The following is a 15,275-nucleotide window of genomic DNA, read 5'->3' as shown; positions in this document are numbered from 1 at the left end:
CCCGGCTCGGGCGGGCGCCCCCGGCTCGGGCGGGCGGCTCGGCTCGGGCGGGCGGCTCGGCTCAGGCGGGCGGCGCGTCCAGCCAGGCGCGCAGTGCCTCGGCGTCGGCGTCGAGGAGCGGCGGCGCCTGGTGGTCGGTGCGGGTGACCTCGGCCCCCGCGGCGTCGAAGAACCGCAGCGGCGGGCCGGGCAGCGAGAGCCGGCCGAGCGTGGGGTGCTCGACGTCGACGAGCAGCCCCTGGCTGCGGGTCTGGTCCCACGCGTAGACCTCGTCGAGCGTGCGGACCTTGCCCGCCGGCACCCCGATCTCGGCCAGCCGGGCCAGCAGGGGAGCGGCGTCCCAGCTCGCGAAGACCTCCTCGACGACCGCGATCACCCGCTCGCGCGCACCGACCCGCTCGGAGTTCGTGGCGAGGCCCTCGGCCGCGGGGTCGAGGTCGAAGCCGGCGCAGAACTTCCGCCACAGGCCCTCGCTGCCGAGCGCGATCTGCACCGCCCCGTCGCGGCAGCGGAACAGGCCGTACGGCGCGATCGACGGGTGGTGGTTGCCCTGCGCCCGCCCCACCTCGCCGGCGACGGTCCACCGGGTGCCCTGGAAGGCATGGACGCCGACGGTGGCGGCGAGCAGCGAGGTGCGCACGACGCGGCCGACCCCGGTGAGGGTGCGCTCGTGCAGGGCGGCGAGCACGCCGTACGCGCCGTACATCCCCGACAGCAGGTCGGCGATCGGCACGCCGACGCGCTGCGGGTCGTCGGGCCCGGAGCCGGTCAGCGACATGAGCCCGGCCTCGCCCTGCGCGATCTGGTCGTAGCCCGCGCGCCCGCCCTCGGGGCCGTCGTGGCCGAAGCCGGTGATGGAGAGCACGACGAGGCGCGGGTTGCGCTCCATCAGCGTCTCGATGCCGAGGCCGAGGCGGTCGAGCACGCCGGTGCGGAAGTTCTCCACCAGCACGTCGGCGCGGTCGACGAGGCGCAGCAGCACGTCCTTGTCGGCCGGGTCCTTGAGGTCGAGGGCGACGGACTCCTTGTTGCGGTTGGCGGAGAGGAAGTACGTCGACTGCCGCTCGCCCTCGTCGCCCACGAACGGCGGGCCCCAGCCGCGGGTGTCGTCGCCGTGGCCCGGCGCCTCGACCTTGACGACGCGGGCGCCGAGGTCGCCCAGCATCATCGTCGCGTGCGGCCCGGCCAGTGCGCGGGAGAGGTCGACGACCAGCACGTCGCGCAGCGGACCGCCGCCGGGGTCGGTCGGGTCGGGGGCCGGGGCGGGTGCGTCGGTCACGGTGTCCTCTCGGGCCGGGAGGTCGCCGACGGGCCCGCCGCGACCGGAGCCCACTGGCGCGCGCCGGAGCCTGCTCCGTTGCCGCACAGTGGACTGACCACTATGCCACCGCGCGCCGGCGGCGGGGAGGGGTCGGGGAGCGGCGAGGCGGCGCCGTCAGCCGAGGCGGACGGCGAGGATCGCGACGTCGTCGTCGGCGCGGCGCCCGAGGAGCTCGTCGGCGAGGTGCTCGACGGCGCGGTCGAGCGGCAGGCGCTCGTCGTGGACCAGCCGCGCCAGCACCGTGAGGACCTCGTCGAGCATCTCGTCGAGGTCGGGGCGGCGCTCGTCGAGCAGGCCGTCGGTGTGCACGAGCAGGACGGACCCCCGGGCCAGGTGCACCCGGTGGTCGTGACGCTCCTCGACGCGGAGGTCGGGGTGGAGGATGACGTCGCCCTGGCGCAGCACCGTCCGGCTGCCGTCGGCAGCGAGGACGAGCGGAGAGGGGTGGCCGGCGTTGGCCCAGGTGAGGGTCCACCCGTCGGTGTCGGGCACGAGGTGGCCGTGCACGAGCGTCCCGGTGGCGTCGAGGCCGAGCGTGCGCGCGGCCGCCTCGACGGCGAGCACGGCGTGGGCCGGCCCGTCCTCGGGACGGTCGCTGCCGGCCTGGCGCAGCATGCTGCGGACCTGGCCCATCACGGCGGCGGCGCGCATGTCGTGACCGGTGATGTCGCCGACGGTCAGCACGACGGGGGAGGGGCCCGACCCGTCGGCGGGCGCCGGCAGCCGGTGCACGTCGTACCAGTCGCCGCCCACGAGGTCGGCGGTCGCCGCCGGCCGGTAGAGGGTCGCGATCTCGAGGCCCTCGACCGCGGGCGGCACGCTCAGCATGGAGCGCTGCAGCTGGGTCGCCGCGGTGATCCGCTGCTCGATGGCGCCGACCCGCTCGACCGCGGTGGCCGCGAAGGCGGCGACGGAGCGCAGCGCCGCCTCCTCGGTCAGGGCGGCGGCGTGCGGCGCGTCCCACCCGAGGGTGAGGGCGCCGAGCACGCGCTGGCTGCCGACGAGGGGCAGGCACGTCGCCGCCTGGAGGCCGAGCGCGCGCCACTCCTCGAGCACGCGGGGGGCGTAGCCGTCGGCGGCGAGCTGGTCGGTGCCGGCCACCACGATCGTGCGCTGCTCACCGATGCACCGACTGGTCGGCCAGGCCTCGTCGAGGCTGTAGGTGGCGTGGCGCAGCTCGAGGCCGTCGCTCTGCCCCGGGTCGGGGACCCGCAGGACCCGGCCGTCGTCGCGGACGAGCGAGAGCCCGACGTACGACGGGTGCAGCGGCTCGGTGACGAGGTCGCGCAGCCGCTGGCGCAGGTCGGAGAGCCCGGTCGCGTCGCCGAGCACCACGGCGGCCCGCAGCATGAGCTCGGAGCGACGACGGCCCTCCTCCAGCTCGTGGTGGGCGGCGGCGACGCGGCGCAGCGCGATGCGCAGCCGCAGCTCGGCGCTGCAGGCCTCGGCGAGGTCGGTGAGCACCTGCAGCTCCTCGGGGCTCCAGGTGCGGGGCTCGTGGTCGATCGCGCAGAGGGCGCCGAACACCTCGCCCTCGGCGTCGGTCAGGGGCATCCCGGCGTAGGCGACCACGTCGAGGTCGGGGATGGCGAGGCTGGTGCGGGTGAGCTCGAGGATGCGGGTGTCGGCGACGACGAGGGGCGCGGCGGTCGCGGTCACGTGCTGGCACACGGAGTGGCTCAGCGGGGTCTGGCGGTCCGACGCCCACGGCTCGGGCAGGCCGACCTGGCCGGGGAAGACCTGGCGGTCGCCCTCCAGGATCGAGACGAGGGCGACCGGCGTGCCCAGGGCGGCCGAGGCGAGGCGGGCGAACCGCTCGAGGTCGGCGTCCAGACGGGGGCCGACACCGGTCTCGCGGACCGAGCGCAGGCGGGCCGGGTCGGTGAGCCGGGGCGTGGTGTCCACCGGCCCTCCCCTCGTCGCGGCGACGGTCCCTCGTCCGGCGTCCGGGGGCAATGATGCCGCAGGTCAGCGGCCGTGCCGGAGGGGGTACCCGAGGTCGTGCCGCGGCCGCCGCGGAGCGACGTGGACCTCACCACCCCAGATCGGTCAGCACCCCGTCGAGCTGGGTGCAGTAGCGCTCGACGTCCCGCAGCCCGAACACCAGCGGCGGGCGCACCTTGAGCGTGTTGCCGAACCTGCCGCACACCGAGGTGAGCACCCCCCGGGCGCGCATCCCGTTCACCACGTCGGCGGCGAGCGCCCCCCCGGGCTCCGTGCTGCCGGGCTCGGCGACGAGCTCGACGCCCAGGTAGAGCCCGGCGCCGCGGACGTCCGCGGCGACCGGGTGGCGCGCGGCGACGTCGCGCAGGGCCTCGGCGAGCACGGCGCCGACGTCGGCGGCCCGTCGCTGCAGCCCCTCGGCCTCGATCACGTCGAGCACCGCGGTCGCCGCGGCGATGCTCACGTGCGTCCCGCCGAAGGTGTTGAAGTACGGCGTCGTGCCGGCGAACGGCGCCAGCACGGCCTCCTGGGCGACGACGGCCGCGATCGGGAGACCGCCGCCCATCGGCTTGCCGAGCGTCGCGATCTCCGGGACCAGGCCGTGCCGCTCGAAGCCCCACACGTGCTCGCCGGTGCGTGCGAAGCCCGGCTGCACCTCGTCGGCGACCAGCACGCCGCCGGCACGACGCACGGCCGAGACGGCCCCCGCGAGCAGCCCGCCGGGCCCGCCCGGGTGCGCGTGCACGCCGTCCGAGGACAGGATCGTGTCGACGAGCAGCGCTGCGGGACGCACGCCAGCGGCGGCCATCTCCTCCAGCGCCGTCGCGACGGCCGCGGTGAACCGGGCGGCCACCTCGGCCGGGGTGCCGGGGCGGCGCACCGGGTCGGGCGCGGGCACGGTCCACACGTGCTCGCCCGGCGCCGCCCCGGCCCCCAGCGACGGCGACGTGCCGGTCACCAGCGCGGTGTTGCCGTGGTAGGCCTCCTCCGTCACGATCACCCCCGTCCCGCCCGTCGCGGCGAAGGCGAGGCGCAGCGCGAGGTCGTTGGCCTCCGAGCCCGTGCAGGTGAGCATGACCCGGTCGAGCGCGGCGGGGAACGTGGCGAGCAGGCGCTCGGCGTACCCGACCAGCGACGCGTCGAGGTAGCGCGTGTGCGTGGTGATCCGCCCGACCTGGCGCGCGACCGCCTCCACCACGCGCGGGTGCGCGTGGCCGACGCAGGCGACGTTGTTGTAGGCGTCGAGGTACTCCCGGCCGTCGGCGTCGTAGACGTGCACGCCGCTGCCGCGGACCAGCTCGACGGGCTCGCGGTAGAAGAGCCGGTACGCCGGGCCGAGCGCCCGCTCCCGACGTCGCACGAGGGAGCCGTCGACCGACGTGCCGGTGAAGGCGTTGGCGTCGAGGATGCTCGAGGTCTGGGTCACGCGTCGCCCCTTTTTGGTCTGGTCAGTGCAGGGCGAGCATGTCAGTTCGCTTGTAACAAGTGTGTGAATCCTGCGTGTGATTTGGTCTGCTCACGATCGTGGCGGGTTGGATCGAGCTCGTGCCGACCCAGGAGAGCCCCCCGTGCTGCTGACCACCGTCGACTGCGACGCCCTGCTCGCCGCCGCGCTGCCGGCGTACGGCTTCACCCGAGCCGCCGACGTCAGGCTGCTCAGCCTGTCGGAGAACGGCACCTACCGCGTGCGCGAGGGCGGGCGGACGGTGGTCGCCCGGGTGCACCGCCACGGCTACCAGGACGCCGCGTCGATCGCCTCGGAGATGGCGTGGACCGACGCGCTGCGCACCCAGGTCGGGGTGCGCACGCCCGCCGTCGTGCCCACGCTCGACGGCCGTCGCTTCACGACGATCAGGCGGCCCGAGGGCGATCGCCACGTGGCGCTCTTCGAGCACGTGGCCGGGGCGAACGGGGAGGAGACCGACCTGCCGCTGCCCGTCGCCGAGCTCGGCGCGCTGACCGCCCGCATGCACGGCCAGGTCGAGGCCTGGAGGCTGCCCGACGGCTTCCGCCGGTTCCGCTGGGACGCGGCGGCGTGCCTCGGGACGGGCGACGGACGCGACGCCCGGTGGGGCTCCTGGCGTGACGTGCCCGGGCTGGCCGCCGCAGCGGTCCCGTTGCTGGCCGAGGCGGCGGAGCACGTGGCCGAGCGGCTCGCGGACTACGGCACGGGACCCGACCGCTTCGGCCTGGTGCACGCCGACCTGCGGCTCGCGAACCTGATGATCGACGACGCCGGCGGGATCACCGTCATCGACTTCGACGACTGCGGGTTCGGCTGGTTCCTCTACGACCTGGCCACGGTCACCTCGTGGCTCGAGCACGAGGAGTCGACGCCGGCGACCGTCGCCGAGTGGGTCGCGGGCTACACGACGGTGCGGCCGCTGACCGACGCGGACCACGCCATGGTGCCCACCTTCGTGCTCCTGCGTCGCCTCATGCTCTCGGCCTGGCTGGGGACCCATCCGGACTCCCCACCCGCGCAGCAGCTCGGCACCTCGTACGCCGCCGGGACGGTGCTGCTCGCCGACCGGTACCTGCACGACCCGTCCTGGCTGGCCGTCGGCGCACCCGCCTGAGGGCCCGTAGCGCCTCTCCTGCCCGCCCCTCCGAAGGAGCGTCCCGTGTTCGACCTCTCCGACGTCCGCGCCCTCGTCACCGGTGGCTCCCGTGGCATCGGTCTCGGCATCGCCCGGGTCCTCGCGTCGGCCGGCGCCGCGGTCGCGGTCTCCGCCCGGGACGCCGACGCCCTCGCCGCCGCCGCCGACGACCTGCGCGCCCTGGGCGCCCGCGAGGTCGTCACCGTCGCCGGCGACATCGGCTCGCGAGCCGCCGCCACCGCCGTCGTCGACGAGGCCGTGGCGGCGCTCGGTGGCCTCGACGTGCTGTGCGCGAACGCCGGCGTCTTCCCGGAGGCGCGGCTGGCCGAGCTCACCGAGGAGGACGTCGACGCCGTCTTCGCCGTCAACGTGAAGGGCACGATCTTCTCGGTGCAGGCGGCGGTGCCCGCGCTCACCGCGTCCGGCCGCGGCCGCGTGGTGATGACCTCGTCGATCACGGGACCGGTCACCGGCTACCCGGGGTGGTCGCACTACGGCGCGACGAAGGCCGCGCAGCTCGGCTTCCTGCGCAGCGCCGCGATCGAGCTGGCGCCGGCGCGCATCACGGTCAACGCGGTCCTGCCCGGCAACGTGCTGACGGAGGGCCTGGCGGGCCTGGGAGAGGACTACCTGGCGCGGATGGCACGCTCCATCCCCCTGGGGGCGCTCGGCACGCCCGAGGACATCGGGCACGCGGTCGCGTTCCTCGCCTCGCGGGAGGCCGCCTACGTCACCGGGCAGTCGATGGTGGTCGACGGCGGCCAGACCCTGCCGGAGTCGCCGGAGGCGCTGGCCTGAGCGGCCCGGCAGGATGGGGCCCGTGCAGGAGTCGGAGGGCGGGCCGGTCGCCGAGGAGGTGCGCCGGCGCATCGTGCGGATGATCGCGACCGGTGCCCTGGTCACCGGTGACCGGCTCGGCACCGAACGGGCCCTGGCGGAGCGCTTCGGCGTCTCCCGAGCCACGCTGCGCAGCGCCCTCGTGCCGCTCAACCGCGCGGGCGTGCTCGAGCGGCGCACCGGTCGCGGCGGCGGCACCTTCGTGCGTGGCGTCGTCGAGCGCGACGCCGCCGAGCAGCTCGGACTCCCGCAGCGACTGGCGGTCGGCGGTGGGCGTGAGGTGGCCACCGTGGTGCTCTCCGTGCGCGAGCGCGCCGCCGACGCGACCGAGGCCGCCGCGCTGGGGCTCGGCCCCGGCGCACGGGTGGTCGAGGTCGAGCGGGTGCGGTACGCCGACGGGCTCCCCCTGTCGCTCGACAGGGCGCGTCTCCCCGCGGCGCTCGTGCCGGGGCTGGCGCAGGCCGACCTGGCGGGCTCGCTCTACGCCCTCCTCGAGGAGCGGTTCGGGCTCGCGCCCGACGTGAGCGAGGAGGTCATCACGGTGGCGCAGGCGACCCGGCGGGAGGCCGAGCACCTCGACGTGCCCCCCGGCGCTGCCCTGCTGCACCTCTACCGCGTGGCGAGGACGGCCGACGACGTGCCGTTCGAGCTCTCCGACGACCTCTTCCGCGCCGACCGGGTGCAGATCGTGGCACGGCGCGGCGGGCCCTCGCGGGCCGACGTGGTGCCGCGGGGCTGAGCGTCCCGCGGCGCCACGCGGCACTGGTGGCGGCCGGGGCTCATCCGGGCGCCGCACGGAACAGCGGGCGGCCTGCGCACTCCTCGGGTACGGCGCGGTAGCCGTGCACCTGCCCGCCGCCGACGGCGACGTCGTCGCCCAGGGACCGCTCGCCCACCCCCGGCACGTCCACGACGAGGGGGTCGGTGCCCACGACGTCGGTCCCGTGGGGCCAGACGACGACCGTGCGGCCGATCCCGAGACAGCCGTCGACGACGGTCAGCGAGCCGGACGCGAGCGCGTCCGAGCCGCCGGAGGCCCGGCCGCCCACCACGACCGTCGTGCCGTCACCCCCGTCGAGGGTGCGGGGTGCGCCGGTGACGCGCCACCCGCCGTACGCCGCCGCGACGGCCAGGACGACGGTGAGGGCGAGGAGGAGGCGACGGCGCACGCGGGTACGACGGCGCGCGGCCCGGTCGGGTTCCCCCGCCGTCACGCCGGGCGGGGCGAGTCGAGCACGAGGGTGATGGGCCCGTCGTTGACCGACTCGACCTGCATGTCGGCGCCGAAGACCCCGCGGGCGACGCGGGCGCCGAGCTCCTCGAGCGCGGCGCAGGTGGCGTCGTACAGGGGCTCGCTGACGGGGCCGGGCGCCGCGGCCGACCACGACGGGCGGCGGCCCTTGCGCGCGTCGCCGTACAGCGTGAACTGGCTGACCACGAGCACGGGCGCGCCCGCCTCGGCGGCCGAGCGCTCCCCGCGCAGGAGGCGCAGCTCCCAGACCTTGCGCGCGATCCACGCGACGTCGGCGGGGCCGTCGTCGTGCGTGACGCCCAGGTAGACGAGCAGTCCCTCGCCCTCGGTGGCGCCGACCTCGGCGCCGTCGACGAGCACGCGGGCGGACAGGGTTCGCTGGACGACGGCACGCACCCGCGCAGTCTCGCAGGCTGCCCGGGCCGGCCCCGGGGCCCCGCCCGGCACGATGGTGGGGTGGCCGGCCCGCGGAGCCGGTCCGCCCGAGGACAGGAGCACGCGATGGCCAGGATCACCACCCGCTTCGGCGCCCGCTCGACGGCCGACGAGGTCGTCGCCGGGGTGGACCTCACCGGGCGACGCGCGGTCGTGACCGGGGGCGCGTCGGGCATCGGCGTCGAGACGGCCCGCAGCCTGGCGCGCGCCGGGGCCGAGGTGACCATCGCGGTCCGGGACGTCGAGGCGGGGCGGCGCGCGGCCGCCGACATCGCTGCCTCGCTGGCCGACGTCCGGGGCGCCGGGACGGTGGAGGTCGCGCACCTCGACCTCGTCGACCTGGTGGGCGTCGCCCGCTTCGCCGAGGCCTGGGACGGGCCGCTGCACCTGCTGGTGGACAACGCCGGCGTGATGGCGGTCCCGGAGCGCCGCACCACGTCGTACGGCTGGGAGCTGCAGCTCGCCACCAACCACCTCGGCCACCACGCCCTGACCACCGGCCTGCACGACGCGCTCGCCGCGGAGGGCGCACGGATCGTGTCGGTCAGCTCCAGCGGCCACCTCGCCTCGCCGGTCGTGCTCGACGACCTCCAGTTCGAGCGCCGCCCCTACGACCCGTGGAGCGCCTACGGCCAGTCGAAGACCGCCAACGTGCTGCTCGCGGTCGAGGCCACGCGCCGCTGGGCGGGCGACGGCATCACGGCCAACGCCCTCATGCCCGGCGGCATCATGACGCGGCTGCAGCGCCACGTGCCCGAGGAGACGCAGGCGGAGTGGCGCCGCTACGAGGGGCTCAAGACCCCCCAGCAGGGCGCGGCCACCACGCTGGTCGCCGCCGTCGCGCCCGAGCTCGAGGGCATCGGCGGGCGCTACCTGGAGGACGGCAACGAGGCCGAGACCGTCGACGACGACGCGCAGGTCGGGGCCGGCGTGCGCCGCTGGGCCCTGGACCCGACGACCGCGACCCGCCTGTGGGACCTCTCGACCGCGGCCGTCGACCGCGTGCTGGGCCGGTGAGCGCCACCCCCGTCGCCGACCTCGTGGCGCGGCTGCCGCGCGGCGCGTCGACGGTGCGGTACGGCGGGCGTGCCTGGGCGGTGAGCGTCACGACGTACGCCGGCGGGCGGAGCCTCAAGCTGTGGGCCGAGGAGCTCGGCGGCACCGCGTTCGTCAGCGCCAACGTCTACCTCGGCGCCGACGGCGAGACCTTCCGCCCGTGCGGAGATGCCGGCCGCCGACGTGCTCGCGTTCCTGCGCGGCTGGGAACCCGGCCCCGGGGGCCCGGTGCATCCCGCCGTGCTGGCCGCGGACTAGCGTTTCCCCACCCGTCCGCGAGGAGGCCCCCCTTGGCCGGTCCGTCGAGCTCGTTCGGCACCCAGCTGCTGCGGCGCAAGCCGATCGCCCGACCCCGGGGGCCGCACGACGGTCCCGAGCTCGGGCGCACGCTCAGCACGTTCCAGCTCATGATGTTCGGCGTCGGCGCCACCGTCGGCACGGGCATCTTCTTCGTGCTGCAGGAGGCCGTGCCCGACGCGGGTCCCGCGGTCGTGGTGGCGTTCCTCGTCGCCGGCCTCGCCGCCGGGCTGTCGGCCATCTGCTACGCCGAGCTGGCCAGCGCGATCCCCGTCAGCGGCTCGACGTACTCCTACGCCTACCACTCCCTCGGCGAGCTGGTCGCGATGGTGATCGCGGCCTGCGTCCTGCTCGAGTACGGCGTGAGCTCGGCCGCCGTGGCCGTCGGCTGGTCCGGCTACTTCAACGAGCTGACCGACGCGACGCTCGGCGTCTCCCTGCCGCAGAGCCTCTCGTACTCCCCGATCCCCTACGAGGACAGCCCGACGGGCCTGGTGAACCTGCCCGCCGTCGTGCTCGTGCTGCTCTGCATGGTGCTGCTCGTGCGCGGCGCCAGCGAGTCGGCGCGGGCCAACGCGATCATGGTGGTGGTCAAGCTCGCGGTGCTGGTGCTCTTCGCCGTCATCGCGTTCACGGCCTTCGAGGCCGACCGGTTCGGGAACTTCTGGGGAGCGGGCGCGGCGGGCGTCTCGGCGGCGGCCGCGACGATCTTCTTCTCCTTCATCGGCCTCGACGCCGTGTCGACGGCCGGCGAGGAGGTCAAGGACCCGCAGCGGGCCCTGCCCCGCGCCATCATGGGCGCGCTGGCGGTGGTCATCGGCATCTACGTGCTCGTCGCGTTCGCCGGCGTCGGGTCGCAGCCGGTCGAGGACTTCTCCGACCCCGACCAGCAGAGCGCCGGGCTCTCGGTGATCCTCGAGAACATCACGGGCTCCGCGATCCCCGGCACGGTGCTCGCCGCCGGCGCGGTCGTCTCGATCTTCTCGGTGACGCTGGTGACGCTCTACGGCCAGACGCGCATCCTCTTCGCGATGGGGCGCGACGGCATGCTGCCGCAGCGGTTCTCGCGGGTGAGCCCCCGCACGCTGACGCCCACGTTCACCACCGTGGTCGTCGCCGTCGTGGTCGCCCTGGTCGCGGGCTTCGTGCCGAGCGACTACCTGTGGGACACGGTCTCGATCGGCACGCTCGGGGCCTTCATCGTCGTGGCGCTCGGGGTGATGGTGCTGCGCCGCAGCCAGCCGGGCCTCGAGCGGCCGTTCCGGGTGCCGTTCTTCCCGGTGACCCCGCTGCTGACGATCGTCGTCTGCGTCTACGTGCTGTCCGGCCTGCCCGCCATCACCTGGATCATCTTCGGCTGCTGGCTCGCGGTCGTGCTGGCCTTCTACCTGCTGTGGGGCCGGCGCCACGCGGTGCTCAACGACGTGGCGCCGGGCACCGCGCCCGCTGCGGCCGGGACGGAGGACGGGCGGTGACCGTCCTCGTCGGCCACCCGCCACGCGCGGACGGCTCCGGGCGCGCTCCGCTGGCGTACGGCGCGCTCCTCGCCCGCAGCGCCGGGCTGCCGCTGCGCGCGGTCGCCGTCGTACCGGCCCCGTGGCCCACGCCGCTGCCGGGCGGCACCGACCGGGAGCACGCCGCCTGGGCCCGCGAGCTCGGCGAGGCGGTCGTGGCCGAGGCCCGGGCGACCCTGGCCGAGGTCGCGCCCGACCTCGAGACCGAGGCCGTGGCCGTCCCCGGCCGCTCGGTGCCGCAGCAGCTGCTCGCCGAGGCCGAGCGCGTCGGCGCCTCGGTGGTGGCCGTCGGGTCCGGTGACGACGGCGCCTGGGGCCGGGTCGTGCTCGGCTCGGCCGCCGACCGCCTGCTCCACTCGGCGCCGCTGCCGGTGGCGCTCGCCCCCCGCGGCTACACCGCGGCCGCCGACGCGCGGGTGCGCCGCGTGACCTGCGCCTTCCGCGGCGACCGCGCCAGCGAGGCCGCGCTCGAGCGGGCCGCCCGCATGTGCGTGCGCATCGGGGCCGCGCTGCGCGTCGTCACCTTCGGGGTGGAGGGCCGCACCATGTTCCCGCCCGAGGTGCGCGGCGAGGCCGACGTGCTCGCCGCGTTCGTCGAGCAGGCCGGTACGGCGCAGGCCGCCGCCCTGCGCCGCCTCGCCGGTTCGCTGCCCGACGACGTCACGAGCCGCACCGCCACCGGCCGCGACTGGACCCACGCGCTGGGCTCGCTGCCGTGGGACGACGGCGACGTGCTGGTCGTCGGGTCGTCGCCGGCCGGGCTGGTGTCGCGGGTGTTCCTCGGGTCGAGCGCCACGAAGATCGTGCGCTCCTCGCCGGTGCCGGTGGTGGTCGTCCCCTGATGGACGACTCCTCGGCTCCTCCCGGCGCGTCCGCCGGTGTCGGCCCGCGCGGGGCGGCAGCGCTGGTCTTCGGCTCGTCGGCCGCCGTGCTCGTCGTGGAGCTGGTCGCGCTGCGGCTGCTCGCGCCGTACCTCGGGCTGACGCTCGAGACCAACACGCTCGTCATCGGCGTCGCGCTGGCCGCGATCGCGATCGGGTCGTGGGCCGGCGGGCGGCTGGCCGACCTGGTGGACCCCCGGCGCACGATCGCGCCGGCGCTCGGGATCTCGGGCGCAGCGGTGGCGCTGACGCCGGCGGTCGTGCGGGCGGCGGGGTCGTCGGGCGACGGCACGCTGCTGGTGCTCGCCGCGACGACGAGCATCGTGGTGCCCGGCGCGCTGCTGTCCGCGGTGACGCCGATGGTGACCAAGCTGCGGCTGACCGACCTGGCCACGACCGGCACGGTCGTCGGGCGCCTGTCGGGGATCGGGACCGTCGGCTCCATCGCCGGCACGGTGCTCACCGGCTTCGTGCTCGTCTCGCGGGTGCCGGTGAGCGGGATCCTCGTCGGGCTCGGCGTGGTGCTCGTGGTGACGGCGGCGCTCGTGGAGGTGCTGCTGCGGCGCCGCCGGCCGCGGGGCGCCGGGCTCGCGGGTCTCGTCGTGGTGCTGGGGGCGCTGGTCGTGCCCCTCGCGCCGGGCGGTTGCGACGCCGAGACGACCTACCACTGCGCGTCGGTGGTCGAGGACGACGAGCGCGACGGCGGTCGCGTGCTGGTGCTCGACGGGCTGCAGCACTCCTACGTCGACCTCGAGGACCCGACGTACCTCCGGTTCGCCTACGTCCGCGCCCTCGCGGCGGTGACGGACGCGGCCCACCCGGGGGACGGGCCGCTCGACGCCTACCACCTGGGCGGGGGCGGGCTGACCTTCCCGCGGTGGCTGGCCGCGGAGCGGCCCGGGACCCGCAGCCTCGTCTCCGAGATCGACCCCGGCGTCGTGCGGGTGGACCGCGAGCTCCTGGGGCTGCGCGGCGAGGGAGCCCCCGACGGGGTGGCCGTGCGGGTCGAGGACGGCCGCCTCGGGCTGGGGCGCCTCGAGCCCGGCAGCCGGGACCTCGTCGTCGGCGACGCGTTCGGCGGGGTCAGTGTGCCGTGGCACCTGACGACGCGCGAGGCCGTGTCCGACGTACGGCGCGCGCTCGCCCCCGACGGGGTCTACGCCGCGAACCTCATCGACCACGGAGCCCTCGCGTTCGCCCGCGCCGAGGTGGCGACGCTGGCGGACGTCTTCGCGCACGTCGCGGTCCTCGGCGAGCCGGGCGACCTCGGCCGGGGCCCGGCGGGGGACGGGGGCAACCTCGTCGTCCTCGCCGCCGACCGCGAGGTCGACCTCGACGCCGTCGCCGTCGGGTTGGACGAGCGCGACACCGGGTGGGAGGTGCTCGCCGGCGCCGAGCTCGACGCGTGGGTCGGCGACGCCGACGTGCTGACCGACGACCACGCGCCCGTGGACCAGCTGCTGCAGCCGTACCCCTCGGCCGGCGGGTCGCGGTAGGAGCGGTAGTCGGTGGCTATCGCTGGTACCGCGACTCGAGGGGGGCGTCAGACCTCGGGGCGGGGCGGCAGGGTGGGGGAGGCGCCCGCGGCGGGGGTGGCGCGCCGCGCCGCCTCGAGCGCGTCGGTCCAGGTCGTGCGGGCGGCGTCGAGCGCCCGGGCCTCGCCCAGGGCGCTCGTGTAGGCGGGCCACGACGGTTGCGCACCCAGGCGGCACTGGCTCGCCGTACCCCCGCGGGCGACGCACTGCTCGCCCTGCAGCGACGCCTGGTTGCCCTCCGCCGCGGCGCGCTGGCCGGCCTGCGCGAGCCGCACGAGCGCGGCGTGACCGCCGCTCATGGCGGGCGGGACGGTGGCGCCGCGCAGCTCGCTGACGAAGCCGGCGAGGCGGTTCGAGGCCTGGAACAGCCGGTTGCCCTGGCGCGAGCTGGGCGGGGCGTCGGCGGACAGCAGCGGCACCTCGGCGAGCAGGGCCCGGTAGCGGTCGAACTGCGGGGCCGCGGCGGTCGCGTACGCCTCGAGCGCGGCGTCCGACCCCGCCGCCGGGGCGGCGGCCTCGAGCCGGGCGACCTCCGCCTCCCAGGCCGCGATGGTGGTGCGGGCGCCGGCGACGAGGGTGTCGAGCTGGGAGTACGCCGCCTGCGCCGACGCGCCGAGGATCCCCTCGGCCGACGACGCCGCCGCGCGGAACGGGTCGTCGACGTCGTCCCACAGGTCGAGGGTCGTGCCGTCGAGGGTCGCGAGCGCCCCGACCGGCGTCAGGATCCCCAGCAGCCCGTCGAGCGTGGCGGCGGTGCTCGAGTCGTCGGGGAAGCCGGTGCGCGCGGCGCGGACGTACGTCGTGAGCGTCGCCGCCCCGGTCGCGGCGGCCCGGACCTCGGCGGTGCGCCCGGCCAGCTCGATGCGGCCCAGCACGGCGGTGAGGTCCTCCGTCGCCGTGCGGGCGGCGGCGGTGCCGACGAGGTCGGCGAGGTGCTGCGCGGTGCGGCCCGCGGCGATCTCGGCGGCCTCGCCGTCGGCGCCCGCGGCGGCGTCCGACTCCGACGACCCGGACGCGGTGGCCTGCCGCAGCGACACCGTCGCGTCGGCGGTGTCGAGCAGCTCGGCGCTGGAGCGCAGCGCCGCGTTGAGGTCGCCGAAGTTGGCCAGCGTCGACGTGTCGAGGCCCTCGAAGGCGGCGACCGTCGCCACGAAGTCGCGCCGCCGGGTCAGCAGCGCCACCTCCTCCTCGGAGGGGGCGGGGTCGAGCGCCTCCGCGCGGGTCACCAGCTCGGCGCTCGCCGCCTCGGCGTCGCGGGCGGCCGCGGCCGCCTCCGGCAGGCCGGCCAGGTCGGCCGTGCCGGTGACGGCGGTGGCCACCTCGCCGTACACCGTCTCGCTCTCGGCCAGCAGCGCACCGACCCCGCTCGCCTCCGGGGCGTCGGAGCCCTCGGTGGGGGACGCGCCCGCCGACGGGGAGTCGCCGTCGCCGTCGCGGTCGACGAGCAGGGTGCCCGCGCCGGCCACGACGCTCAGCACTGCAGCGACCGCCGCGGCCGCCAGCCAGCGGCGCCGGTCGGGCCGGTCGTCGCCCGCAGGCGGGGTGCGCGCCGCCGCGGGAGCGGTGACCGCCGGCACGACCGCGGTCTCCGCCGGGGCGGCGA

13 protein-coding genes are annotated in these 15,275 nt (G+C 76.6%); 7 read left to right on the top strand and 6 right to left on the bottom strand.

Annotated features, from left to right (window positions below):
• Positions 1 to 61 precede the first annotated feature (61 nt).
• From KK617_RS16915 to KK617_RS16905, 3 genes are all read right to left on the bottom strand, one after another.
• The gene (locus KK617_RS16915) at positions 62 to 1,279 is read right to left on the bottom strand and encodes a CoA transferase (protein WP_277501331.1); all 1,218 of its coding nucleotides are present in this window, start codon (positions 1,277 to 1,279) and stop codon (positions 62 to 64) included.
• Positions 1,280 to 1,435: 156 nt separating this feature from the next.
• Entirely contained in the window at positions 1,436 to 3,226 is a 1,791-nt protein-coding gene (locus KK617_RS16910; protein WP_277501330.1) for a GAF domain-containing SpoIIE family protein phosphatase, read from the bottom strand.
• 127 nt (positions 3,227 to 3,353) lie between these two features.
• Complete coding sequence (locus KK617_RS16905; protein ID WP_277501329.1) at positions 3,354 to 4,691, bottom strand: aminotransferase class III-fold pyridoxal phosphate-dependent enzyme; 1,338 nt, start codon at positions 4,689 to 4,691, stop codon at positions 3,354 to 3,356.
• Positions 4,692 to 4,833: 142 nt separating this feature from the next.
• Here KK617_RS16905 and KK617_RS16900 point away from each other — a divergent pair, with 142 nt between their 5' ends.
• The 3 genes from KK617_RS16900 to KK617_RS16890 are packed head-to-tail and all read left to right on the top strand — an operon-like array spanning position 4,834 to position 7,441.
• Positions 4,834 to 5,844 (top strand): phosphotransferase, encoded by a 1,011-nt coding sequence (locus KK617_RS16900; protein WP_277501328.1) that lies wholly within the window; start codon positions 4,834 to 4,836, stop codon positions 5,842 to 5,844.
• A gap of 45 nt (positions 5,845 to 5,889) precedes the next feature.
• Positions 5,890 to 6,663, top strand: a complete 774-nt coding sequence (fabG, locus tag KK617_RS16895; protein ID WP_277501327.1) for a 3-oxoacyl-ACP reductase FabG — start codon at positions 5,890 to 5,892, stop codon at positions 6,661 to 6,663.
• A 22-nt stretch (positions 6,664 to 6,685) separates the two neighbouring features.
• Positions 6,686 to 7,441 (top strand): GntR family transcriptional regulator, encoded by a 756-nt coding sequence (locus KK617_RS16890; protein ID WP_277501326.1) that lies wholly within the window; start codon positions 6,686 to 6,688, stop codon positions 7,439 to 7,441.
• Positions 7,442 to 7,481: 40 nt separating this feature from the next.
• On the opposite strand, the gene KK617_RS16885 is transcribed toward KK617_RS16890, so the two are convergent.
• On the bottom strand, positions 7,482 to 7,916 hold the full coding sequence (locus KK617_RS16885; RefSeq protein WP_277501325.1) for a hypothetical protein: 435 nt from the start codon (positions 7,914 to 7,916) through the stop codon (positions 7,482 to 7,484).
• Positions 7,913 to 8,350, bottom strand: a complete 438-nt coding sequence (gene dtd / locus KK617_RS16880) for a D-aminoacyl-tRNA deacylase (protein ID WP_277501324.1) — start codon at positions 8,348 to 8,350, stop codon at positions 7,913 to 7,915. The genes KK617_RS16885 and dtd overlap by 4 nt, the downstream gene beginning before the upstream one ends.
• A gap of 105 nt (positions 8,351 to 8,455) precedes the next feature.
• Between dtd and KK617_RS16875 the strand changes: the two genes are divergently transcribed.
• From KK617_RS16875 to KK617_RS16860, 4 genes are all read left to right on the top strand, one after another.
• On the top strand, positions 8,456 to 9,406 hold the full coding sequence (locus tag KK617_RS16875; protein ID WP_277501323.1) for an SDR family NAD(P)-dependent oxidoreductase: 951 nt from the start codon (positions 8,456 to 8,458) through the stop codon (positions 9,404 to 9,406).
• A 329-nt stretch (positions 9,407 to 9,735) separates the two neighbouring features.
• Positions 9,736 to 11,217, top strand: coding sequence for an amino acid permease (locus KK617_RS16870; protein WP_277501322.1), 1,482 nt, complete (start codon positions 9,736 to 9,738; stop codon positions 11,215 to 11,217).
• Positions 11,214 to 12,098, top strand: a complete 885-nt coding sequence (locus KK617_RS16865; protein ID WP_277501321.1) for a universal stress protein — start codon at positions 11,214 to 11,216, stop codon at positions 12,096 to 12,098. Before KK617_RS16870 ends, KK617_RS16865 begins: the two co-directional genes overlap by 4 nt.
• Positions 12,098 to 13,633, top strand: a complete 1,536-nt coding sequence (locus KK617_RS16860; RefSeq protein ID WP_277501320.1) for a fused MFS/spermidine synthase — start codon at positions 12,098 to 12,100, stop codon at positions 13,631 to 13,633. Before KK617_RS16865 ends, KK617_RS16860 begins: the two co-directional genes overlap by 1 nt.
• A 47-nt stretch (positions 13,634 to 13,680) precedes the next feature.
• Here the strand turns inward: KK617_RS16860 and KK617_RS16855 are convergent.
• A partial coding sequence (locus tag KK617_RS16855; RefSeq protein WP_277501319.1) for a hypothetical protein occupies positions 13,681 to 15,275 on the bottom strand: 1,595 nt, incomplete at its 5' end.

The organism is Nocardioides sp. ChNu-99 (genome assembly GCF_029493445.1).
In the GTDB taxonomy this organism is placed as follows: Bacteria; Actinomycetota; Actinomycetes; order Propionibacteriales; family Nocardioidaceae; genus Nocardioides.
Note: the sequence above shows the minus strand (reverse complement) of the source record. Positions and strands in the feature narration are given on the sequence as shown.